Origin of the sequence: Cytobacillus sp. NJ13 (assembly GCA_030348385.1) — a bacterium.
Classification (GTDB): Bacteria; Bacillota; Bacilli; order Bacillales; family Cytobacillaceae; genus Cytobacillus.
The window spans coordinates 4095839-4117898 of the sequence record JAUCFP010000006.1 but is presented as its reverse complement, the minus strand read 5'-3'; the positions used below and the strand labels follow the sequence as shown (position 1 = coordinate 4117898).

Annotated in this window: 23 protein-coding genes; 7 read left to right on the top strand and 16 right to left on the bottom strand. The window is 44.8% G+C overall.

The window, feature by feature from the left end:
- Window positions 1-24: 24 nt before the first annotated feature.
- Genes QUF73_20370 through QUF73_20360 form a run of 3 tightly spaced genes read right to left on the bottom strand, consistent with a single transcriptional unit; the run spans window position 25 to window position 3187 of the window.
- Window positions 25-978 carry a proline racemase family protein gene (locus tag QUF73_20370; GenBank protein MDM5228486.1) on the bottom strand — a complete coding sequence of 318 codons (954 nt, stop codon included), beginning with the start codon at window positions 976-978 and terminating at the stop codon, window positions 25-27.
- On the bottom strand, window positions 975-2012 hold the full coding sequence (locus tag QUF73_20365) for a proline racemase family protein (protein ID MDM5228485.1): 1038 nt from the start codon (window positions 2010-2012) through the stop codon (window positions 975-977). The genes QUF73_20370 and QUF73_20365 overlap by 4 nt, the downstream gene beginning before the upstream one ends.
- Complete coding sequence (locus QUF73_20360; GenBank protein MDM5228484.1) at window positions 2012-3187, bottom strand: FAD-dependent oxidoreductase; 1176 nt, start codon at window positions 3185-3187, stop codon at window positions 2012-2014. The genes QUF73_20365 and QUF73_20360 overlap by 1 nt, the downstream gene beginning before the upstream one ends.
- A gap of 216 nt (window positions 3188-3403) precedes the next feature.
- Between QUF73_20360 and QUF73_20355 the strand changes: the two genes are divergently transcribed.
- The 4 genes from QUF73_20355 to QUF73_20340 all read left to right on the top strand — a co-directional run bounded on the left by QUF73_20355 (window position 3404) and on the right by QUF73_20340 (window position 6926).
- A complete protein-coding gene (locus QUF73_20355; GenBank protein MDM5228483.1) occupies window positions 3404-5014 on the top strand; it encodes a sigma 54-interacting transcriptional regulator in 1611 nt (536 codons plus the stop codon).
- A 76-nt stretch (window positions 5015-5090) separates the two neighbouring features.
- Complete coding sequence (locus QUF73_20350) at window positions 5091-5366, top strand: (2Fe-2S)-binding protein (protein ID MDM5228482.1); 276 nt, start codon at window positions 5091-5093, stop codon at window positions 5364-5366.
- The gene (locus tag QUF73_20345; protein MDM5228481.1) at window positions 5359-5691 is read left to right on the top strand and encodes a (2Fe-2S)-binding protein; all 333 of its coding nucleotides are present in this window, start codon (window positions 5359-5361) and stop codon (window positions 5689-5691) included. The genes QUF73_20350 and QUF73_20345 overlap by 8 nt, the downstream gene beginning before the upstream one ends.
- Entirely contained in the window at window positions 5688-6926 is a 1239-nt protein-coding gene (locus QUF73_20340; protein ID MDM5228480.1) for an FAD-dependent oxidoreductase, read from the top strand. The genes QUF73_20345 and QUF73_20340 overlap by 4 nt, the downstream gene beginning before the upstream one ends.
- 46 nt (window positions 6927-6972) lie before the next feature.
- On the opposite strand, the gene hisIE is transcribed toward QUF73_20340, so the two are convergent.
- From hisIE to hprK, 13 genes are all read right to left on the bottom strand, one after another.
- On the bottom strand, window positions 6973-7617 hold the full coding sequence (gene hisIE, locus QUF73_20335) for a bifunctional phosphoribosyl-AMP cyclohydrolase/phosphoribosyl-ATP diphosphatase HisIE (protein ID MDM5228479.1): 645 nt from the start codon (window positions 7615-7617) through the stop codon (window positions 6973-6975).
- Window positions 7614-8372 carry an imidazole glycerol phosphate synthase subunit HisF gene (gene hisF / locus QUF73_20330; GenBank protein ID MDM5228478.1) on the bottom strand — a complete coding sequence of 253 codons (759 nt, stop codon included), beginning with the start codon at window positions 8370-8372 and terminating at the stop codon, window positions 7614-7616. The genes hisIE and hisF overlap by 4 nt, the downstream gene beginning before the upstream one ends.
- Window positions 8366-9103: a 1-(5-phosphoribosyl)-5-[(5-phosphoribosylamino)methylideneamino]imidazole-4-carboxamide isomerase gene (hisA, locus tag QUF73_20325; GenBank protein MDM5228477.1), complete on the bottom strand. Its 738-nt coding sequence runs from the start codon at window positions 9101-9103 to the stop codon at window positions 8366-8368. The genes hisF and hisA overlap by 7 nt, the downstream gene beginning before the upstream one ends.
- A complete protein-coding gene (gene hisH / locus QUF73_20320) occupies window positions 9100-9738 on the bottom strand; it encodes an imidazole glycerol phosphate synthase subunit HisH (protein ID MDM5228476.1) in 639 nt (212 codons plus the stop codon). The genes hisA and hisH overlap by 4 nt, the downstream gene beginning before the upstream one ends.
- Window positions 9739-10326, bottom strand: a complete 588-nt coding sequence (hisB, locus tag QUF73_20315; GenBank protein MDM5228475.1) for an imidazoleglycerol-phosphate dehydratase HisB — start codon at window positions 10324-10326, stop codon at window positions 9739-9741.
- 15 nt (window positions 10327-10341) lie between these two features.
- On the bottom strand, window positions 10342-11613 hold the full coding sequence (gene hisD, locus QUF73_20310) for a histidinol dehydrogenase (protein ID MDM5228474.1): 1272 nt from the start codon (window positions 11611-11613) through the stop codon (window positions 10342-10344).
- A 15-nt stretch (window positions 11614-11628) separates the two neighbouring features.
- Window positions 11629-12273, bottom strand: coding sequence for an ATP phosphoribosyltransferase (gene hisG / locus QUF73_20305; GenBank protein MDM5228473.1), 645 nt, complete (start codon window positions 12271-12273; stop codon window positions 11629-11631).
- Window positions 12270-13454 carry an ATP phosphoribosyltransferase regulatory subunit gene (locus QUF73_20300; protein MDM5228472.1) on the bottom strand — a complete coding sequence of 395 codons (1185 nt, stop codon included), beginning with the start codon at window positions 13452-13454 and terminating at the stop codon, window positions 12270-12272. Before QUF73_20300 ends, hisG begins: the two co-directional genes overlap by 4 nt.
- 502 nt (window positions 13455-13956) lie before the next feature.
- Complete coding sequence (locus QUF73_20295) at window positions 13957-14508, bottom strand: acyltransferase (protein ID MDM5228471.1); 552 nt, start codon at window positions 14506-14508, stop codon at window positions 13957-13959.
- Window positions 14505-15152 carry a pyrophosphatase PpaX gene (gene ppaX, locus QUF73_20290; GenBank protein MDM5228470.1) on the bottom strand — a complete coding sequence of 216 codons (648 nt, stop codon included), beginning with the start codon at window positions 15150-15152 and terminating at the stop codon, window positions 14505-14507. The genes QUF73_20295 and ppaX overlap by 4 nt, the downstream gene beginning before the upstream one ends.
- Complete coding sequence (locus QUF73_20285) at window positions 15142-16089, bottom strand: nucleoside recognition domain-containing protein (GenBank protein MDM5228469.1); 948 nt, start codon at window positions 16087-16089, stop codon at window positions 15142-15144. Before QUF73_20285 ends, ppaX begins: the two co-directional genes overlap by 11 nt.
- A gap of 19 nt (window positions 16090-16108) precedes the next feature.
- Entirely contained in the window at window positions 16109-16933 is an 825-nt protein-coding gene (gene lgt, locus QUF73_20280) for a prolipoprotein diacylglyceryl transferase (GenBank protein ID MDM5228468.1), read from the bottom strand.
- A 166-nt stretch (window positions 16934-17099) separates the two neighbouring features.
- The gene (hprK, locus tag QUF73_20275; GenBank protein ID MDM5228467.1) at window positions 17100-18035 is read right to left on the bottom strand and encodes an HPr(Ser) kinase/phosphatase; all 936 of its coding nucleotides are present in this window, start codon (window positions 18033-18035) and stop codon (window positions 17100-17102) included.
- A gap of 359 nt (window positions 18036-18394) precedes the next feature.
- Between hprK and QUF73_20270 the strand changes: the two genes are divergently transcribed.
- The 3 genes from QUF73_20270 to murQ all read left to right on the top strand — a co-directional run bounded on the left by QUF73_20270 (window position 18395) and on the right by murQ (window position 21929).
- On the top strand, window positions 18395-19777 hold the full coding sequence (locus QUF73_20270) for a PTS transporter subunit EIIC (GenBank protein MDM5228466.1): 1383 nt from the start codon (window positions 18395-18397) through the stop codon (window positions 19775-19777).
- Between the two features lie 176 nt (window positions 19778-19953).
- Complete coding sequence (locus tag QUF73_20265) at window positions 19954-21021, top strand: MupG family TIM beta-alpha barrel fold protein (GenBank protein ID MDM5228465.1); 1068 nt, start codon at window positions 19954-19956, stop codon at window positions 21019-21021.
- Window positions 21022-21023: 2 nt separating this feature from the next.
- Window positions 21024-21929, top strand: coding sequence for an N-acetylmuramic acid 6-phosphate etherase (gene murQ / locus QUF73_20260; GenBank protein ID MDM5228464.1), 906 nt, complete (start codon window positions 21024-21026; stop codon window positions 21927-21929).
- The last annotated feature ends 131 nt before the right edge of the window (window positions 21930-22060 follow it).

The following is a 22060-nucleotide window of genomic DNA, read 5'->3' as shown; positions in this document are numbered from 1 at the left end:
TCCTCCTTATTATTTAATAGTTTTTTATTTTAATAAAAACCCTGAGAATAATGGATCTGTCGGGTCTAATACATATGTCTGCATACCCGTAATAAATCCGCGGGCTGAAAAACTAAACTCGTAACTGGTTTCCATTTGTGCTGAAGGCTCGGCTGTTAATTTGCCGTTGAAAATACTTTCATTTTCCATTGGGCTGCCTGCAGATATATCGCCATTTCTTAATAAATAGGTACTGCAGGCAGCTAGAGTGCCAAATCCCGGAGAACGCACAATATAACGATCCGGACGGAAGGTTACCGTTTTGATTTTGCCTTCACTTTTTTGCGAATGATCCAGCAAGATTACTCTGCTGAAAGCATGTTTGCCTTCTAAGGCTACAATCGCCTTTTGCCCCCATTGATTAATGACTGGAAGGTCCTCCATCTCAATCTCAAAAGGCAGCTCTGCTTTATCAAAAATCGCATAAAGGTGATCGGCTTGGACTAGAGATACTTCTGTCGCTAAATCTAAATAAGATACTGGCACATTGGTTTGCACAACCTGGCATGGCCCGCTTTTTAATTTAACTAATGTCACTTCATCATCTTTCATAGTTGCAGCAACACCAATAACACCACTGATTGTTTCAATTCTGTATTCATTTGAGAACTTGGCCTTTAATTGGCTGCACTCCAACAATGCGGTTATGACAGCAACGATTCCGCCATATTGCATCGGAACGGTTCCATTATGGTCGAAAAAAATAACAGCTGCATCGGCTTCGCTTTTAAAAGGCGGGACGACCAAACAGCCCATCAGTCCAGCAAATCCGCGGGGCTCATTTAAAAGAAATTTAATTTCCTCCTCATAGGCAAGCGAAAATTGCTCATTTAGCTCCTGTATACTTTTATAATGAATAAGTGGTCCATCCTTTATAATGCGAAATGCCTCACCTGCTACGTGTACATCAGTTGCTGTGTAAGACTTTTGAATTTTCATTTCACGTCCTCCATTTCATGTTCCATTGGGGGAATAAGTAAAAAGCCTTCTTTAAGCGGGTCTTCCTCATTATAAAAGAACCGGTGCATTCCCATTAGCCATGCTGTACCAGTGATTCTTGTAATAACAGCCTCAATACCCTGAACATCTGCTGTTTCAAGGACTTCTCCACGAAATAAAGAGCCGACAATACTCTCATGTACAAATTCTTCCCTGATACCTATCTCCTTTTTGGAAAAGAGGACAGATAATTTAGCCGAAGTACCTGTACCGCATGGTGAGCGATCAATCCCGCCTGGAGGGACAACAACTGTATTTTTCACATCTGCTTCTTCATGGGTCGGCACAGTGAAAAACTCAATATGGGTCAAACCGCGAATAAATGGATATTGCGGATGAACGACATCCGTTTTTTCGTTAATTGTATTTCTAATTTTGATAGCCTTTTCAATGATTTTTGAGGCATTCTCCGGTGTCAGTTCTAATCCAACAGATTGGGCATCAATGATTCCATAGAAGTTGCCCCCATAAGCAATATCTGCATTAACGGTTCCATTTTCCTCAACATCAACAGAGACACTCTTTAACAGGAAGGCTGGGACATTACAGAAGGAAACCTCTTTTGCTTTGCCGTTCTCTACCTTAATCTCTGCCTTAACAAGGCCGGCCGGTGTATCAATTTTTATCGAAGTAACTGGCTCTTGAACAGGAATTAGCCCCGCTTCAACTAATGCTGTACAAACACCGATTGTGTCATGGCCACACATTGGCAAATATCCGCCAGTTTCGATATATATAACACCGATATCAGCTTCCGAATGACACGGATCTGTCAAAAGTACTCCTGACATTACGTCATGTCCTCTTGGTTCATTCATCAGGAGCTTACGAATCCAGTCATATTCTTTTTGCATATGAAGCATTTTTTCGGACATTGTCGCTCCTTTCAGCTCTGGGAGTCCACTAATCAATGTCCTTGTCGGATTTCCACCCGTGTGTGTATCAATGGTTGTAAAAACTCGATTTGCTTTCATCAGGTCCTCACCCTTTCCTTAAATCGAGAATATCTCAGCGGTTCAATTGGAATGCAAGTATCCTTCTCATTAAGCATTTCCTCTATCACTTTTCCAGTAACAGCGGCAAGACTAATTCCGTCTCCCTCATGACCGGCTGCAATATAATAGTTAGGAATTCCCTCTACTTCTGACACAATTGGCAAATGATCCTCCGTCCAGGGCCGTAAACCAGCATAGGAACGTATGACCATCATGTCAGCCATTTTCGGATAAAATCTAATGGCCCGATTGGCAATGCATTTAATAATTTCATTGTTGATCTTTGTATTCAATCCAACAAATTCACGGCTGCTTCCAATCAGGAAGTTTTGACTTTCAGTTGGTTCAAAGACAAGTGCTACTCCATATTTTTCAGTTATCGGATCCACTTGGCGCTTGCCGCCAAATTTTGATATTAAGTAGCCAAATTCCATCACTTTTCTTGGTCCTACAAAGTCCTGGCGTGATGCGACAATAATGTGGCCTTTTCTTGGTTTAATTGGAATAGACAAGTCCAGCATTTCACCGATATATGGAGCCCATACTCCTGCCGCATTAATGACATAGTTAGCGGTGAAAGTCCCATTGGATGTTTCAACGGTAAATGTACCGTCCGTCATCCTTCTCATTCCAGTTACCTCAGTTTGTTTATGGGCTTTAGCGCCCATCTCCTTTGCCCCCTCAAGAAGGTTAAAGGCAAGAAGATATGGATTGACTGTTGAATCTGTTGCACACTCTAAGCCTCCTAATAAATCATCAGCAAAATACTTGGAATCCTGGCGAATGTCCTGTCTGTCCAGCATCCTGAACGGCAAGCCTGCCTTCCTCTGACGGTCAACCCACTTTTGTGCGGCTTCCATTTCTTCTTCTGTCTCACATACAAGGATGCTTCCAGGAGCCCGATATTCAAAAGGCTGTTTCAATTCTCTGCTTAATTCATCTACTAATTTCTGACTGACAAGTGACATTTGACTATCGAAGCCAGGATCTTTATCAATAGCTAAAATATTTCCGTCACAGCGGGATGACGTGCCACTGACAAATTCACCTTTTTCAATAACTGTTACATTTCTTCCAGATTTAGAAGTATAATAGGCAATTGCACAGCCTATGATTCCCCCGCCTATAACCAAAACGTCACAATGATATCTCACAAAACCAACTTCCCTTCGTCTTGTTACATCATTTTTTTAATGCAAATAACATGCCAACTTTTATAAACTTGCGTAAAAATAACAATCTCCTAATTAATTTTGCAGTTAATCAAAATATACGTTTTTTGTTTTGTTCGCAATTGTCAAAAAATTTGTTAAAATGTTGTATAAAATATTAAACAGTGTATAAAAAAATTTACATATCAGGAGGCTGTCATGTTTGAACTACCTTCAGTCAAAGAAATAATTGAAAATAATTTCATCTGTCTAAACACAGATAATGAAAGCGCTTTAGTTAGTGTTTGTTTAGATGATTCCTTTGCTGCATTAGCTGATGCCTGCAAGCGCTATGCAGCCGTTGCCGTTGTAAATTCAAGCGGTCAAGTACTTGGCTGCATCACAAATGAACAAATCATTGATTTTTTGCATGATTCCTACAATCAATTAAAGGCTTTCTATGAAGCTGTCATCAAAACATCGGACGCTTCTGTCACAGTGATTGATGCTGGTGAACGTGTCCGTACATGGACAGAGGGAGCTGAAAAAATTTTCTCTGTCAAAAAAGATGAGATTGTGGGCAAACCAATAATTGAATTCTTTGAACATCAGAATCTGCAAATCTTAGAATCCTTGTACAAAGGAAAAAGAATCCGGGGAAAGCATCACCAGCCAAGATCTGATCTATTTGTCCTAATAAATTCAAACCCTGTTTTCTTTAATGGACGCATTATCGGGGCAGTTGTATCGGAAACTGATGTGACAAGCCAGGTTGTTCTTAATGAAAAATTATTTAATATGTCGACTGAGGTTCACCGTTTAGAACAGGAGATGGCAAAATACAGGCCTTCTGATCCCTTTAAATACATTAAAGGGAAAAGCGCTGTGATGGAAAAGACAGTGCAAATGGCGAAAAAGGTGTGCTCTGTCCGATCAACTGTATTGATATTAGGAGAAAGCGGAGTCGGCAAGGAGGTTTTTGCCAAATCCATACATGAGGCAACGGAAGGACCTGAAGCACCATTTATTTCAATTAACTGCGGTGCTATTCCAGCTTCATTATTTGAAAGCGAATTATTTGGCTATGAACGCGGTGCCTTTTCCGGTGCAGATCATAGAGGAAAAAAAGGAAAAATTGAGCTTGCTAAAGGAGGCACTCTTTTTCTTGATGAAATTGGCGAAATGCCTATAGAAATGCAGGTCAAGATGCTTCGTGTCCTTCAAGAAAGAAAATATTACAAGGTTGGCGGCGAAAAAGAAATTGAGGCAAATTTCCGGGTAATTGCCGCAACAAATAGGGATTTAAAAGAATTAATAAAAGAAGGCAATTTTCGGGAGGATTTATATTATCGGCTAAATGTCGTCAGTTTAAAAATTCCTCCTTTAAAAGAGCGATGTGAAGATATCGTTGAACTAATTCATTATTTTTTAAATGATTTTTCACTGCGCTATCAGCGGCCAATACATCATTTTTCACAGGAAGTTATGCAAGAGATGCTTCAATATGATTGGCCTGGCAATGTTCGGGAGCTGCGCAATGTCGTTGAACGTCTGGTTGTTTTTGCAACAGATGGAGTCATTCGAAAAGAATATTTGCCATTTCACTCAGCAATGAGCTATTCAGCTACAGCTGATACGGACCTTCAGGAAAACAACATAGAAATGAAATCGGCCATTGTGCCACTACAGGAGGAAATGGATCAGCACGAAAAGAAGGTGCTCGAAAAAGCTTTAGCATTAACCCATGGGAACAAATTAGAATGCTCGAAAAAACTGGGTATCACCCGAGCGACCCTTTACAATCGTCTAAAACGTCTTGGCTTAAGCTGACTTAAAATACAGGATTCAAAGTTGGTACGATTTTTGCATAATATTTTTACATATAACTGAAAAGGAGGATTTCCAAATGAATAACAATGAAGCACTTGTGATATGTCGTTGTGAAGAGGTTACCTATGGGCAGGTTTTCGCAACAGCAAAAGAACATCAATGTACATCCAGGGAACTGAAACTTAGAACAAGGGCTGGAATGGGTTTTTGTGGAGGACGCACATGCAGAGTCATGGTCGATCGGATTATTGAAAGTATCGTACCTAATACAGGAGAAGGTGAAATCCCATTAAAATATCAGCCTCCAATTCGCCCTGTAACTTTTGGAACGGTAGGTGATAATAATGACTAGAATTATAGATCATCCGGTTTTAGGAAAATTAGATGATAGAAAAAAGATTGCATTCACATTTGATGGAAAAGAATATGAAGCACATGAAAATGAAACAATCGCGGCAGCTCTGCTGGCAAACGGGGTGAGAACACTGCGTGTTCATGAGGAAAGTGGAACACCAAGAGGGTTTTATTGCAATATCGGCCACTGTATGGAATGCCGTGTAAATGTTAATGGGCAGGCCAATATAAGAGCTTGTTTAACTGTTGTGAAGGAAAATATGGTTGTTGAAAGAGGAAAACATCATCCTAATATAGTTAAAAGGATGGTGGAGAATCAATGATAGATGTAATCGTAATTGGAGCTGGACCAGCAGGTTTAGCTGGTGCCATAACCTGTGCTGAATATGGCTTAAAAGTAACCGTCATTGATGAATTTGTTAGGCCAGGCGGAAGATTAATCGGCCAATTGCACCAGGAACCGTCTGGAGAATGGTGGAATGGAATAGAAGAATCAACTCGTCTGCACAACGAAGCACAGAAACTATCAGTAGACATCCGTTGCGGCGTTTCTGTATATAACCTTGAAAAAGATAAGGATTGCTGGAATGTTCATACTAATATAGGAACACTGATAGCTCCTTATGTGCTGGTAGCAACTGGTGCAGCTGAGTTCCCAATTCCTGTGCCAGGCTGGACTCTTCCAGGTGTTATGTCCATCGGGGCTGCACAGGTCATGACTAATGTTCATCGTGTCGAGGTTGGCAAAAAAGGCATAATCATTGGTGCTAACATTCTAGCATTTGCAATTTTAAACGAGCTCCAATTAGCCGGAATTAATGTGGAACATATTGTGCTGCCAGAAAAGAGTCCGCTTAGCCAAAATGCCGGAGAACCAGAGGAAGTCTTGAAGTCACTTCTAAATGCGGCCCATCTTGCCCCGTCACCAATCTTGCGTTTCGGCAGTCGCTTTATGAAAAATAAAGGATTCCGCAAATTAGGAATGAAATTTTACCCTAAAAGCGGCGTTAAGGTGAATGGAACACCATTGCAGCTTAGAAAAGCAGCACTTGAAATTCTTGGAAAGGATCAGGTAGAAGGCGTCCTCACTGCAGAAATTGATGCGAATGGGAACGTGATCAAAGGTACGGAAAAAATTTACGAAGCCGATTTCGTGTGTATCGCAGGGGGCTTGTATCCGTTAGCAGAGCTTACAGCAGTTGCCGGCTGCCCATTCCAATACGTTCCAGAACTTGGGGGACATGTTCCGCATCATTCTGAAAAAATGGAAACTCCGCTCGAAGGATTATTTGTTGCCGGGAATATCACTGGAATCGAAAGCGGAAAAATCGCCATGGCCCAAGGAACAACAGCAGGGATTTCGATTGCTAAACACGCCGGAAAAGGCAGCACTGACATTAACAAGAAGCTTGAACAGGCATTGAAAAACGTTCATACTGTCCGTCAAAACGCTGCCATCCAATTCAACCCTGAAATTGCAAACGGCCGGAGGAAAATTTATGAGCTTTGGGACGATCTTTATGGGAAAGAACAGGATTCTTTACAGGAGATAGGATAAAATGATAATGATCCACAAGCAAATTTTCGTAAAAAAACCGCCCTCCCTATTCGGAGGCCGGTTCATTTTTCTTTTCATGCCGTTTATTAAGCACCTTCAAGACTTCGCTAAAAGGCAGTTCCTGCTCCCGCAGCAGCACCATCAAATGGTAAATCAGGTCGGCCGCTTCCCATTTCAGTTCGTCCTTATCACGGTTTTTCGCAGCGATGATGACTTCTGCGGATTCTTCGCCGACCTTCTTCAGGATTTTATCCACGCCTTTATCAAAAAGATACGTCGTGTATGCTCCTTCAGGGCGTGTTTTTTCGCGTTTTTCAATGACCTTTTCAAGTGTAAAAAGGATTTCATAGTCAGATAAGCCGCCTGATTCTTCCCCGTATACTCTTTCCTCAAAACAGCTGATTGTTCCATTGTGACAGGCTGGTCCAGCTGGTTCAACCAGAACCACAATGGCATCCTGGTCACAGTCAAGCTTCATTTCAACAATTTTCTGTGTGTTTCCGCTTGTTGCCCCTTTGTGCCAGAGCTCATTGCGGGAACGGCTGAAAAACCAGGTCTCTCCTGTTTCCGCTGATTTTAAAAGGGATTCCCGATTCATATAAGCTAACGTTAATACTTCTTTTGTTTTCGCATCTTGCACTACTGCAGGGATCAGTCCCTTTTCATCGAACTTTACACTCTCCATATTCATCGGACAACCACCCCTTTTTCCTCAATATAAGACTTCACTTCTGCAACAGACGTTTCTTTATAGTGAAAAATCGATGCAGCCAATGCGGCATCCGCTTTTCCATCGATAAATGCTTCAGCAAAATGATCAGCATTTCCGGCACCGCCTGAAGCAATAACCGGAATCGAAACCGCCTCGCTGACTGCTTTTGTCAGCTTGATATCGAAGCCTTTTTTCTCCCCGTCAGAGTCCATGCTAGTCAGTAAGATTTCTCCAGCCCCGCGCTCCGCCGCTTCACGCGCCCAAGCAATGACCTCAAGATCAGTCGGTGTCCGTCCGCCATGTGTGTACACGCGCCAGGAACCAAGCTTTTCATCGTATTTTGCATCAATCGCAACAACGATGCACTGTGATCCGAAGAAATTTGCCCCTTCTGTAATTAAATCAGGATTGTTTACGGCAGCTGTATTGAGAGAAACCTTATCAGCCCCAGCTCGCAATATTCGTTTCATATCTTCCAGCGCGTTAATCCCGCCGCCCACTGTAAATGGAATGGCCAGCTCAGACGCAACAGCCTTAACAACCTCAACCATTGTTTTCCGTCCTTCATGTGAAGCGGAGATATCGAGGAAGACCAGCTCGTCAGCTCCCTGCCCATCATAAAAGCGGGCAAGCTCAACCGGGTCTCCGGCATCACGCAGCTGCACGAATTGCACCCCTTTTACCACACGGCCGTCTTTTACATCCAGACAGGGAACGATGCGTTTCGTCAGCATGATTCCTTCACCTCTTTCAGAGCTTCCGCTACGGTAAACCGTCCTTCATAAATGGCCTTTCCGACGATGGCGCCAGCAACGCCTTCAGAAGTATGCTCCCTGAGCTTCGCTAAATCAGCCAGACCGCTGACACCGCCAGATGCAATGACATTTTTCCCGGTTTCCCCTGCAAGGAGACGAACCGCTTCAATATTTGGCCCCGATAGCATTCCATCTGTTGCGATATCTGTAAAAATAAATGTTTCCGCACCTGCGTCGGCAAATCGCCTGCCTAAGTCAACTGCCTTCACTTCAGACGTTTCCAGCCAGCCATGTGTAGCCACATAGCCATTTTTCGCATCAAGCCCTACCGCTATTGCTTTGCCGTATTTGCGGATCATTTCAATAGCAAACTCAGGATTGGAGACGGCGATGCTTCCAATGATTACGCGTGTTACGCCATTATCCAGGTAATGCAGGATGTCTTCTTCCGTACGGATTCCCCCGCCGATCTGGACGGAGGCGCCAAGTTCGCGTGCAGCCTGGATGACATACTGATCATTAACACGCTTCCCATCCTTTGCCCCGTCAAGGTCTACCATATGAATCCAGTCTGCTCCTTCATCAGCAAACTTTTTGGCCATATCAAATGGAGAGTCGCCATACACCGTTTCCTTATCGTAATCCCCCTGCAGCAGCCGGACGCATTTGCCGCCTCTCATATCGATTGCCGGATAGATAGTAAAACTCATTTCACAGACATCCTTTCTTCAACCAGCTCGGTAAAATTGCGTAAAAGCGCCATGCCGAGCGAACTGCTTTTTTCAGGGTGGAACTGCATGCCGAACACATTGCCCCTTCCGACAACCGCCGGCACTTCTACATCATACATACTTCTGCTGATAACTACTTCTTTATCATCTGTATCTGCAAAGTAAGAGTGGACGAAATAGACATAATCTTCATCAAGACCTTTTAAAATCGGCGAATCCCGTAAGAATTCAAGACGGTTCCAGCCCATATGCGGAACTTTGTACGTTTCGCCTTCTGCTGTTGCACCGGGAAAACGCCTCACATGGCCAGGGAGAAGCTGCAGGCCTTCCGTCATGCCATTCTCTTCGCTGTCTTCAAATAAAAGCTGCATGCCAAGGCAAATGCCAAGGAGCGGCTTGCCTGTATCAGCAAACTCCTTTACCAGATCTGCCAGACCTGTAGAATTTAAGATGGTCATGGCATCTTTGAAAGAGCCGACACCCGGCAGAATCAAGGCGTCTGCTTTCAGGAGCTCCTCCTTATTTTCAGAAAGGAAATAAGGAACCTCCAACCTTTCAAGCGCTTTACTGACGCTGAACAAATTCCCCATTCCGTAATCGATGATGCCGATCATTTACAACATCCCTTTCGTTGATGGAACTCCCTTAATCCTTGGGTCAATCGTTGTTGCCTCATCAAGCGCACGAGCGAGTGCCTTGAAAATCGCTTCGATAATGTGGTGTGTATTCTGTCCATAGTGAACGATGACATGCAGGTTCATTCTCGCTTCAAGCGCAAGCTTCCAAAGGAATTCATGAACAAGCTCGGTATCAAATGTACCGACTTTTTGGCTCGGGAACTCGGCACGCATCTCCAAGTGAGGGCGGTTGCTGAGGTCAACTGTAACTTGAGCCAATGCTTCGTCCATCGGAACGAAAGCATTTCCATAGCGCTTAATGCCTTTCTTATCGCCTAAAGCGTCCTTCAGCACCTGGCCTAAGCAGATGCCAATGTCCTCTGTTGTGTGGTGATCATCCACGTCTGTATCGCCATTTGCAACGATGTTCAAGTCAAATTGTCCGTGCTTGGCGAACAGGTCAAGCATATGGGTCATAAAAGGCACACCTGTTTCCAGATCGCTTTTGCCTTCGCCGTCTATATTTAAGGATAGCGTGATATTTGTTTCATTGGTTTTACGTGAAATTTCTGCAGTTCTGGCCATGATTATTCCTCCAGCTTATTTTCTTAGTCTTGTCTCAATGGATCTGGCATGGGCTTCAAGACCCTCCAGACGCGCAAAGGCCGCAATTTTTTCGCCATTATCCTTTAATGCTTTTTCACTGTATAAAAGAATGCTTGATTTCTTTTGAAAATCTTCTACATTAAGCGGGCTTGAAAAACGGGCCGTTCCGTTTGTCGGCAGGACGTGGTTCGGGCCGGCAAAATAGTCGCCGACCGGTTCAGGGCTATATCTCCCGAGGAAGATTGCTCCGGCGTGACGGATCCGTCCGAGAAGCTCCATCGGATTCTCCGTTAAAATCTCCAGATGTTCAGGAGCCAGACTATTCACCGTTTCAATAGCTTCATCCATGTTTTCCGCCACATAGACAGCACCATAGTTTTCAATTGATTGAGAAGCAATTTGCTGCCTTGGCAGCTCAGCCAGCTGGCGGTCCACTTCGCTTGAGACCTGTTCCGCAAGTGCGGATGATGGTGTCACAAGGACTGCACTTGCCATCGGGTCGTGTTCTGCCTGTGATAACAGATCTGCCGCCACTTCATCTGCGTGTGCCGTATCATCTGCTAAAATGGCAATCTCACTGGGGCCTGCGATCATATCTATATCGACATCCCCAAAAACTTCACGCTTTGCAAGTGCCACAAAGATATTTCCGGGACCTGTAATTTTATCAACAGGGGCTATCGTTTCCGTTCCATATGCCAGAGCTGCAATTGCCTGGGCACCGCCCGTTTTATAGATTTCTTCTGCCCCTGCGATTTGGGCCGCAGCAAGGACCGCAGGAGGCAGCTTTCCAGTCTTTTTATCAGGAGGAGAGGTGATGACAATCCGTTTCACGCCCGCAACCTTTGCCGGGATCACATTCATAAGAACTGATGATGGATAGGCAGCCGTACCGCCTGGGACATACAGGCCGACTGAATCAAGCGGTGTGATCTTTTGGCCAAGCACTGTGCCGTTTTCTTCTGTTGTCATCCAGGAAGGACGCAGCTGCTTTTCATGAAAAGACCGGATGTTTTCAGCAGCTTCTTTAATGATCTCAAGGATTTTTACATCCACTTTACTCAAAGCTTCTTCTATTTCAGCCTGCGATACCTTGAATTCATCCAGGGAAATGCCATCAAATTTTTCTGTGTATTCTTTTAATGCCTGATCTCCGTTTTGGCGGACTGATTCAATAATATCTTTTACAATCGCCCGCTGTTCTTCTGTTCCGTTATCAACAGAACGTTTAATTGAAATCTGGTCATTTACTTTTAAAATTTTCATAGACCTCTACATCCTTTAAGAACGAATTTCTTCTCCAGCTATTACTTCCGTAAGACGTTCAACGAGTTCACTTATGCGTTCATCCTTCATGCGGTAGCTGACAGGATTGACAATTAATCTTGAAGTGATGCCAACGATGGTTTCGTATTCAACAAGCCCGTTTTCTTTAAGCGTTCGGCCGGTTGATACGATATCTACGATTCGGTCCGCTAGCCCAATCATAGGCGCAAGCTCTATAGATCCATTCAATTTAATGATCTCCACCTGCTCCCCCTGCTCGCGGAAATACGCTGCAGCAATCTGCGGATACTTTGTAGCAATTTTAGGAGCCACATCGTTCAGCCTGGTATTTGGCAGTCCTGCAACCGCGAGATAGCAGGCGCTGATCTTTAAATCAAGAAGCTCGTAAACATCTCGCTCTTCTTCAAGCATTACGTCTTTCCCGGCAATCCCAAGGTCTGCTACACCATGCTCTACATAGGTTGGCACATCCATCGGCTTTGCAAGGATAAAGCGGAAATTCTCTTCCGGTACATCTATAATCAATTTACGTGAATCATCAAATTCCGGCGGTAATTGAAAGCCTGCCTGGCGGAGCAATTCAGCCGCTTCTTCAAAAATGCGCCCCTTTGGCATCGCAATCGTTAAAACTTCACTCATTTTATACTCTCCTTTCCAGCTTTTCCGACTAAAAAGGTAATATCCTCATATTGGCTGGTGCAGGCATCGATGTCCTTGACACCGCTAATATCCTGCAGAACCACTTTCTTTCCGGCTGAACGTTCTTCCTTAGCAAAATCGAATGCCTCTTTGCGGCGTTCCGGACTGTATAAAACGCAGTACACAGGTTCAGCCGCATTGCTGTCTTCCAGAGCCTCAAGCAGGCGGTCCATTCTGATGGCAAAGCCGGTTGCTCCCGTATCTTTTCCGAACTTTTGGAGCAGCAGATCATAGCGGCCGCCATTTCCGATCGGGAAACCAACATTTCCTGCATATACTTCAAAAAGAATGCCCGTGTAGTAGCTCATATGGCTGACGAGCGTTAAATCAAATTTAACAGTGCCTTCCTGGCCGTAGTCCTGCATAATGCCCCAAAGCTGTTCGAGCTCGGCTAATGCTTTTTTTCCTGTGCCGTTTTCCAGAAGGCTATAAGCAATCTCAATGACTTCTTCCCCGCCTCTTAATTTAAGAAAATCGAGAAGCCTTTGTTTATCAATGGATGAAAGAGCCAGGCTCTTCACATGTTCCCTGTACCCGACATAATTTTTCTCATATAAAAACCTTGTCAGGTTTTCCACTCTTTCTTCCGTTCCTAAAATCTGCTGGAAGAAGTCACGGACAAAACCGATGTGGCCGGCAGAAAGCTGGAAATTCTGAAGCCCTGCTTCTTTTAAAGCGGAGATCATCATCGCCATCCCTTCGCCATCCGCACTGATCGTATGGTCGCCAATGCATTCAACACCGATTTGCTCAAACTCAGCTGGCCTGCCCCCCTCCCGCTGCTGGGCGCGGTATACATTGGCAGAATAGGCAAGCCTGATAGGCAGCTCGTCTTTTAAAAGACGGGATGCAGCCACCCTTGCGATCGGCGCTGTCATATCTGGACGCAGCACGAGGGTATGGCCCTGCTGATCAAGCAGCTTGAACAGCTGCTGATCAAGTATTGCTGATGCCGCTCCAACTGTTTCGTAATATTCGAGTGCAGGCGTTTCGATAAACTGATAGCCCCAGCGTTTCATTTCCCCCTGGATGGATGACCGGACTGATGCCTTTCTTTCATATAAATCGGGTAATGTATCTCTCATGCCTAACGGCTTTTCAAACATAAATAATCGGCTCAAAAGTATTCACCTCTATGACTTAAAAATTCCGAATCCTTTAGTTCGCTAATATGGTAGCAAATTGAAGTTATATGTAGTTTAACGTGCAAACTCCTTGCCGTCAACCAAAAGGAGCAGAAAAATAAAAAAGACTCCCTTTATTTAAAAGGCTCTTTTCGTATAAGTTGTTGTTTTTCGCCTATCAATGTTGTCCGTTGATTTCCGCTCCAGGCTGCTCGCTTTCCGCGGGGCGGGCGTTGAGCCTCCTCGACGCTCCGCGTCTGCGGGGTCTCACCTGTCCCGATACTCCCGCAGGAGTCTCGCACCTTCCGCTGCAATCAACTCAGCAAATAATATACAAAAAGCAACAAACCTTGCGAAAACAGCCTTTTAAAAAGGAGCTTTCTTATAGTTTGTACTATTTTGGAAAGGTTATTTAAGTTAAAGACTTTCATCTAAATACATCTAGCATCTTTTGGAATCTATCCAACATCTCACACAATAATAAAAAAACCCCGCCAGCCTAAGCAAGCGGAGTTTTGTCTTTATTTACACCATATATTGGATCATCCGCCCAGCGTGCGGCAAGTTCTTCCTTTGTATAGATGACACGCATCGGATTGCCGCCAACAAAAGCTCCAGGCGGGACATCTTTATGGACAAGCGTTCCAGCTGAAACAATCGCACCATCTCCGATCGTGACGCCGGGAAGAATGGTTGAATTGGCGCCAATCATGACTTCGCTGCCAATTTCAACCCTGCCGAGGCGATATTCCTTAATCAGATATTCATGGGCGAGAATCGTAGTGTTGTATCCTATGACCGTGTTGCGGCCGACACTTATTTTTTCAGGGAACATGACATCCAGCATAACCATGAGTGCGAATGATGTCTGATCCCCAACCTTCATTCTCAGGAAATTACGATAGAGCCAATTTTTCATGCCCAGAAATGGCGTGTAGCGCGCAAGCTGGATCACAATAAAGTTTTTGACCACCTTCAAGAACGGAACCGTTTTATACACATGCCAGAGAGAATTGCCTCCCTCTACCGGAAAACGCTCCGTTTTTCTCATTTGTTTTCTGCCTCAAGAATATCGAGCAGGTCAGCCATATTGTCCAGCATATAATCTGGTTCAAAGTGCGCGAGGAATTCACGGCCTTTCGCTGTCCAGGCAACTCCAGCCGTTTTCGTGCCTGCATTTTTTCCGCCATCGATATCGTGCGAATTATCGCCGACCATAATTGCTTCTTCAGGTTTCGCATCCAGCAGGCTCAATGCCTTCAAGATTGGCTCCGGATCGGGCTTTGGCTTATCCACGTGGTCGAGCGTGACAACCACGTCGAAAAACTGGTCAAGATTCGTCAGCTTTAAGCCCTTTTCAACTACATTGGAAACTTTCGTCGTAACAATGCCCAGTTTATATCCCGATTCTTTTAAAGTCCGAACCGTTTCAAATACGCCAGCAAATTCCTTCACAAGCACGTCGTGGTTTTTAATATTGTACTCCCGGTAAACCGAGATCATCTCCTCCACTTTTTCCGGGTTGATGGACTCGAATGTTTCATGCAGGGTTGGCCCCATGAATGGGAGAACATCTTCCCGCTGATAGCTCTCAGGATAATACTTTCCCAGCGTATGCAAAAACGAGGAAATAATCAATTCGTTTGTGTCGATTAATGTTCCATCTAAGTCAAATAATAGTGTGTTAATGCTCATATGTTGCTTCCTTTCTTTTTGCCAGATCAGCACGCTTCCAGATCGCTGCCACCGCCAATGTCAGGATAATTGCCACTCCCAGGCGGATCAGCAGAAGCGGTAATACCGGAATGCCAAGCGGCACAAAAATCAAAGTATCTTCAACGACTGCGTGGCAGGCAACGAGGAAAATAAATGCGATCGTTACATCTTTTTTGCTGACGCCATCTTCCTCTACTGCCTGAATCATGACGCCCGCCCCATAGGCAAGGCCAATCAGCAATCCGGCTGCAAGGGTTGTAGATGTATTTTCTTTCATTCCAAGTGCCCTTGTCACAGGCGCCATCCATTTTGAAAAAACAGCAAGCCATTGCTTATCTTTTAAGATCTGAATAATAATCATCAGCGGAATGACGATGATGGCAAGCTGGAGAATACCGAGCAAAGCAGTCTGCAGTGCATCCAGCAGGATTGGCAATGCCCCGGATGCCTGCTCTTCTTTTGCCGGAATAAATCCGTACTTAGCAGTTTCGGATCCGCCATGCCAAACAAGGTTGATGACAATCGCGCTTAAAAGCGCCAGGCCGATGCGTACTGCAAGAACGACCCACAGCTTAACGCCGACCTTCAATGCCACTCCCGTTTCAATCAGCATATTATGTGAAAAAGACAGCATGACGGCAATAATAAATACTTCTTTTACCGTGAGATCGAGCGTTAAAATGGCTCCAATCCCTGCATACAAATTTAAGAAATTACCCAATACAAGCGGTATGGCTGCATCTCCTGACAGCCCAATCAGATTCATAAGGGGCGTGATCAGCTTGATAACCCATGGAAGCACTGGCGTATGCTGAAGCAGTGCCACAATCAGCGTGACCGGGAATATGACTTTCCCGAGTGTCCATGTTGTCTTTAAGCCGGCCATCAGCCCCCGTTTGCAAGATTCAACCAGCATCTTTACTCTCCCCTGTCCGTTATTTCCCCTCGGCTTTATCCAAATAACGAGCTTTGGCAAGACCCTCTGCTCTTCTATAAAAAATCAGTACTAGCGCCACAATAATAAGAACGATAGATATCGTCTGAGCAATCCTTAAATTCTCAGTAAGCATCAGGCTGTCGGTCCGCAGGCCTTCTACGAAGAAACGGCCGATCGAATACCAGATTACATACGAGAGGAAAAGTTCCCCGCGCCTTAAGTTTACTCTTCTTAATAATATAAGGATGATAAATCCAATGATATTCCAAATTGATTCATATAAAAACGTCGGATGATAATAGGCTCCGTTAATATACATCTGGTCAATGATAAATTCAGGCAAATACATATTTTCCAGGAATGCCCGGCTGACTTCCCTGCCATGAGCCTCCTGGTTCATGAAGTTGCCCCAGCGCCCGATTGCCTGCCCCAAAATGATGCTTGGCGCTGCAATATCGGCCAGCTTCCAGAACGATATCTTCCTTTTCTTTGCAAAAACATAAGCTGTGATGACAGAACCAATCAAGGCTCCATGAATGGCAATTCCTCCATTCCATATTTTGATGATTTCACCCGGATTCTGCGAGTAAAAATCCCATTGAAAAATAACGTAATAAATTCTTGCGGAAATAATCGCAATGGGAATGGCCCACAGCATCAAATCGGCAAAGATATCCTTAGGGAGTCCCCTTCTCTCCCCTTCTCTCATCGCGATTATGAGAGCCAGTGCAATGCCAGCACCGATAATCAGGCCGTACCAGTGGACCTGAATCGGTCCAAGGGATATAGCAATCGGATCTAACGGCTGAATATTTTTTTCCATGATCACTTCTCCTTCTCTAGAAAAGCGCAAGGCGCCCGCTTATCGGCTTATGACCTCGAGCCGATGGCACCTGGAGCTAGACTGTTATCTAATATTCTTCTATTTTAAAGCTAGTCAGGTTTATCAGCTTTCAATCAAACGTTTGATTGAAAGTGTTTTGCCCTCTTTAACGATCATCATGGTCTCCGTCCTCAATCACATCCGACAGGCGGTTCGTGAACTGTTCCGCTGCATTCATCCCCATTCTCTTTAAGCGGAAGTTCATGGCAGCTACTTCAATGATGACAGCCAGGTTTCGTCCGGGTCTTACCGGAATGGTCAGCTTTGTAACTTCTGTATCGATGATTTTCATCTTTTCTTCATCAAGGCCAAGACGGTCGTACTGCTTTTTCGGATCCCACAGCTCCAAATTCATGACCACAGAGATTTTCTTATAGCTGCGGACTGCTCCAGCACCAAACAGGGTCATGACATTGATAATGCCGAGGCCGCGGATTTCAAGCAGATGTTCGATCAATTCCGGTGAGTTTCCGACCAGGTAATCTTCATCTTCCTGCCTGATCTCCACGCAGTCATCCGCAACAAGGCGGTGTCCCCGCTTTACAAGCTCAAGCGCCGTCTCGCTCTTACCAACTCCGCTTTTTCCAGTTATCAGTACCCCTACCCCATAAATATCGACAAGGACGCCATGCACTGCCGTGGTTGGAGCAAGCTTGCTTTCCAAAAAGTTGGTCAGCAAACTGGAAAAACGGGTCGTTTTCTGTTTGGAGCGGAGCAGCGGAACCGATTCTCTCTCTGCCGCTTCAATCAGTTCGTCAGGTATATCCAGTCCTCTTGTGACGATTATGCCGGGTGTAATGTCTGTACAGAGCCGTTCAAGCCGGATCTCCCGCTCGGAATTATTTAACTTTTCAACGAAAGACAGCTCGGTTTTTCCGACCAATTGAATACGTTCAGCCGGATAGTAATCAAAATAACCAGCCATCTCCAGCCCTGGACGGGAAATATCACTCGTCGTAATCGGCCGGTTAATGCCTTCCTCTCCGGCAATCAATTCGAGCCCAAATTTTTCTATAATATCTTTTGTGCGCACTTTTACCAAAATAGGTTCCTCCTTTAATGCTGGCACTTCTGGATGATCTCTTTATATGTAACTTATAATTTCTAAAAAATTCACTCTGAAGTTTCACTCTATTTTAGCACTTTTTAACGCAGAACCAAATTTCTGAAAACGATTTTTACAAAATTAACACTAGGCCCATATGCTTAATCCTTCTCGATAGGGACAATTTTCCGGGATGTTCTGCGTATAAATATGATGATATGCCTTTTATAAAAATATTCAGATGGTATAGACAACTATACTAAACCTTGGTAATATGATTATGTAAGCGAATTCATTTACATTTTTTAGCTTTTATTACGTTCATTCATTTTTTTAAAAAAGAGGGGGAAAAACTCATGCGTAAAGAAGAACGCTTGGCGAAAGAGATTACGGAGCAGTTGGGCGGCACCGGCAATATCGCGGAACTGGCCTCCTGCATGACCCGCCTTCGCGTGAAGCCGGTCGATGAAAGCAAAGTCAACCTGAATGGCATTAAGGATATTGATGGCGTTATGGGTGTGGTGGAAGCAGAAACACTCCAAATCATCCTCGGACCTGGGATCGTCACCAAGGTTGCTGACGAAGTTTCCAGGATGACAGGCAAAAATGTTTCATCCGTTGATGATGAGGACGAAGAGATTGACACTTCATTGGAAGGACTGGCAGCCCGGACGAAAGCCGGACTCAATGAGAAAAACGCTACTCCTTTCAAGTTATTTTTAAGAAAAATTGCAAGTATCTTTATCCCGCTGATTCCAGCTATCGTTGCTTCCGGTTTGATTGCAGGGATCAATAATGTAATCATCAAATCAGGCGGAGATCCGGAATCCACGCTCGTTCAAATGCTTGATCTGATTGGCTGGGGTTTATTCGGTTACCTTGGCGTGTTTGTAGGTATTAACACAGCGAAGGAGTTTGGAGGGTCTCCTGCTCTGGGCGGTGCGGCTGGTATTCTATTAATCAACCCAGGCCTTGCCAATATAACTCTCTTCGGTGAAGCGTTGGTGCCAGGCCGTGGCGGCCTGATTGGAGTCATGCTCGCTGCTGCGCTTGTGGCCTTTTTGGAAAAAAGAATCCGCAAAGTCGTCCCGTCAGCAATCGATATTATCGTAACACCGACACTGGCATTATTAATTACAGGCTTTGCGACATTCTTTGTCCTGCAGCCTGTTGGCGGATTCCTTTCTGACATTATCACAAAAGGTCTGCTTGGCGTTCTAGATGTTGGCGGAATCCTGGCTGGCTTAGTACTTGCCGGAACCTTCCTTCCGCTTGTTGTAACTGGGCTGCATCAAGGTTTAACTCCAGTTCATATGGAATTGATCAACTCAATTGGCGACGATCCGCTGCTGCCAATCCTGGCAATGGGTGGTGCCGGCCAGGTAGGTGCGGCATTCGCCATCTACTTCAAAACAAAAAATGCCCGTCTGAAGAAAGTGATTAAAGGCGGACTTCCGGTTGGAATGCTCGGTATTGGTGAACCGCTTATTTTCGGGGTTACCCTGCCGCTGGGGCGTCCTTTCCTGACAGCGTGTCTCGGAGCTGCTGTCGGCGGTGCTTTCCAGGCGTTCTTCAAGATTGCTACAGTAGCCATCGGGGTTTCCGGCATACCGCTTGCCTTCCTCGTTCACACAAATCAAATCGTACTGTATCTGATCGGCCTATTAATCGCCTATGCATTTGGATTCCTGTTCACATGGTTGTTCGGATTCAAAGAGGAAATGGCTAAAAACATATAGAAAAGCGGAAGCGCCTTGTCCACCCCCGACACCTCGAGGGGGTAGGCTGCTTGCGCTAGACAGTTATCTATGTTCAAGATTTTATATTTTCTAATTTAGGAGAAGGAGGAGCATTCCTCCTTCTTTACTTATGAGATCACGTTTTTGAAAAATTCAGACTTATAGGGGTGACCATGATGCTTGGAATATCAGTATATCTTTCAGAAGAGCGCCAGCTTCAAAATGCAAAATGGATTGAACGGGCGGCTTCTCACGGCCTCACATCCATCTTCACTTCCCTCCATATTCCCGAAGATGACCACAGCACATATAAACAATTGCTTCAGAACCTCGGTGCTCTTGCAAAGCAGCATCAAATGGAACTCCTCGCCGACGTTTCCCCTCAATCATTGGACCATCTGGGATTGGACTGGGAATCGACCGATACTCTTCTTGAATGGGGTCTCTCCGGAATCCGGGCAGACTACGGCTTTACTTCTGAGCAGATTGTTGAACTCTCTAAAAAAATGAAACTTGGAATCAATGCGAGTACTATCTCTGCTGAAGAACTGCAGGAGTGGATGGAACTGGGCTTAAACGCCCATAATGTTGAAGCCTGGCATAATTTTTATCCGCGGCCTGAAACGGGTTTGGATAAAGACTTTTTTATAGAGCGAAATCGGTTCCTTAAAAGCATGGGGATAACCACCATGGCGTTTGTGCCTGGTGACGCTGAACTTCGCGGGCCCATTTTTGCAGGGCTTCCTACACTTGAGAAACACCGGGGCTGTTCACCCGCTGCTGCGGCAGCTGAATTGATGAACAGCTGCAATACAGACAAGGTGCTGATCGGTGACCATTCAGTAAAAGACGGGACTCTTGCACAACTGGCGAAAATCGCTGAGGGTGCTGTGCCTCTCCGAATCGAGCTGACTGGCGGACAAATCTATGAGGAGCTTTATAGCAAACCTCATACAAATCGGATGGATCCTGCCCGGGATGTTATAAGGTCAGTGGAATCAAGGTCATATGCTGGACAGGGATCAAATAAATGGGAACCTATGAACCAGCTGGAACGTAAAAAAGGCAGTGTCACAGTTGATAATATCCTATACGGCCGCTACGCAGGCGAGATGCAGATTACTTTAGCAGATCTGCCCCGGGATGAACGCGTGAATGTGATCGCAAGAGTTATGGACGAGGATCTGCCGCTACTTGAACAGATCAAGGCAGGAACTAAATTTCAATTAATAGTGAGGGATTAACAATGAATATTACAAAGCTAAATACCGAGCAGCGGAACCCAAAAACAATGGAAATAGATTTAATGACAACCGAAGAAATTATTACAATCATAAACCAGGAAGATACGATTGTTCCTAATGCCATTGCAAGAGAAATCCCTCACATTGTAAAAGTGGTGGATGAAATTACGGATAGTTTTAAAAAAGGAGGCCGCTTGATTTACGTTGGAGCTGGCACCTCAGGACGCCTTGGCATTATCGATGCTTCAGAATGTCCGCCAACTTATGGTACTGACCCGGAAATGGTTGTCGGCATTATCGCCGGCGGCAAGGAAGCTATGACCGAGGCAGTTGAAGGAGCAGAGGATAACAGTAAACAGGGACGCCAGGATGTCGCTGATATTCAATTATCGGACAAGGATGTGCTTGTCGGCATTGCAGCGAGCGGCCGTACGCCGTATACGATCGGAGCTCTTCAATATGGAAATGAAGTCGGTGCCGTTACTGTAGCTGTAGCCTGCACCAAGGACTCAGAAATGGGGAGAATCGCTAAATATACGATTGCACCTATCACAGGTCCAGAAGTGGTTACAGGCTCTACAAGAATGAAAGCAGGCACTGCACAAAAGCTCGTCCTGAACATGTTAACAACAGCTTCCATGATCAAATTGGGAAAAGTATACGGCAATCTGATGGTGGATGTGCAGATGACAAATGAGAAGCTGTTTAAACGTGCTGAAAATATCGTCAAAATGGCTACAGGTGCATCTGATGAGGAAGCCCAGGCCGCTCTCAAAGAACAAAACCATAATACAAAGGCTGCGATTCTTCAAGTTTTAACAGGATTAAAAGGTGAAGCAGCTGCCAGGCTTCTGGAAAAGCATAATGGCTATTTACGGGAAGCCATTGCGGAATATCATACTAAATAATGATATATATTGTATGAATTTACCTTGAAACTCAAATTAATAGGATAGAAAGCGTCCACCCGCCTTCTATCCTATTTTAGTTGTATAGACCAAAATTCCAGATAGAGTTAAATATTTCAACTGGTATAGAC

What these genes read in the sequence shown, in the direction of transcription:
- QUF73_20265 (MDM5228465.1), top strand. Translation starts at nt 19,954, where the DNA reads ATGCTTGGAATATCAGTATATCTTTCAGAAGAGCGCCAGCTTCAAAAT.
- ppaX (MDM5228470.1), bottom strand. Translation starts at nt 15,152, where the DNA reads ATGAGCATTAACACACTATTATTTGACTTAGATGGAACATTAATCGAC.
- QUF73_20370 (MDM5228486.1), bottom strand. Translation starts at nt 978, where the DNA reads ATGAAAATTCAAAAGTCTTACACAGCAACTGATGTACACGTAGCAGGT.
- QUF73_20285 (MDM5228469.1), bottom strand. Translation starts at nt 16,089, where the DNA reads ATGCTGGTTGAATCTTGCAAACGGGGGCTGATGGCCGGCTTAAAGACA.
- QUF73_20340 (MDM5228480.1), top strand. Translation starts at nt 5,688, where the DNA reads ATGATAGATGTAATCGTAATTGGAGCTGGACCAGCAGGTTTAGCTGGT.
- QUF73_20350 (MDM5228482.1), top strand. Translation starts at nt 5,091, where the DNA reads ATGAATAACAATGAAGCACTTGTGATATGTCGTTGTGAAGAGGTTACC.
- murQ (MDM5228464.1), top strand. Translation starts at nt 21,024, where the DNA reads ATGAATATTACAAAGCTAAATACCGAGCAGCGGAACCCAAAAACAATG.
- hisB (MDM5228475.1), bottom strand. Translation starts at nt 10,326, where the DNA reads ATGGCCAGAACTGCAGAAATTTCACGTAAAACCAATGAAACAAATATC.
- hisF (MDM5228478.1), bottom strand. Translation starts at nt 8,372, where the DNA reads ATGCTGACGAAACGCATCGTTCCCTGTCTGGATGTAAAAGACGGCCGT.
- hisG (MDM5228473.1), bottom strand. Translation starts at nt 12,273, where the DNA reads ATGAGTGAAGTTTTAACGATTGCGATGCCAAAGGGGCGCATTTTTGAA.
- hisD (MDM5228474.1), bottom strand. Translation starts at nt 11,613, where the DNA reads ATGAAAATTTTAAAAGTAAATGACCAGATTTCAATTAAACGTTCTGTT.
- QUF73_20295 (MDM5228471.1), bottom strand. Translation starts at nt 14,508, where the DNA reads ATGAGAAAAACGGAGCGTTTTCCGGTAGAGGGAGGCAATTCTCTCTGG.
- lgt (MDM5228468.1), bottom strand. Translation starts at nt 16,933, where the DNA reads ATGGAAAAAAATATTCAGCCGTTAGATCCGATTGCTATATCCCTTGGA.
- hisIE (MDM5228479.1), bottom strand. Translation starts at nt 7,617, where the DNA reads ATGAATATGGAGAGTGTAAAGTTCGATGAAAAGGGACTGATCCCTGCA.
- QUF73_20365 (MDM5228485.1), bottom strand. Translation starts at nt 2,012, where the DNA reads ATGAAAGCAAATCGAGTTTTTACAACCATTGATACACACACGGGTGGA.
- hisA (MDM5228477.1), bottom strand. Translation starts at nt 9,103, where the DNA reads ATGAGTTTTACTATCTATCCGGCAATCGATATGAGAGGCGGCAAATGC.
- hisH (MDM5228476.1), bottom strand. Translation starts at nt 9,738, where the DNA reads ATGATCGGCATCATCGATTACGGAATGGGGAATTTGTTCAGCGTCAGT.
- QUF73_20355 (MDM5228483.1), top strand. Translation starts at nt 3,404, where the DNA reads ATGTTTGAACTACCTTCAGTCAAAGAAATAATTGAAAATAATTTCATC.
- QUF73_20345 (MDM5228481.1), top strand. Translation starts at nt 5,359, where the DNA reads ATGACTAGAATTATAGATCATCCGGTTTTAGGAAAATTAGATGATAGA.
- QUF73_20270 (MDM5228466.1), top strand. Translation starts at nt 18,395, where the DNA reads ATGCGTAAAGAAGAACGCTTGGCGAAAGAGATTACGGAGCAGTTGGGC.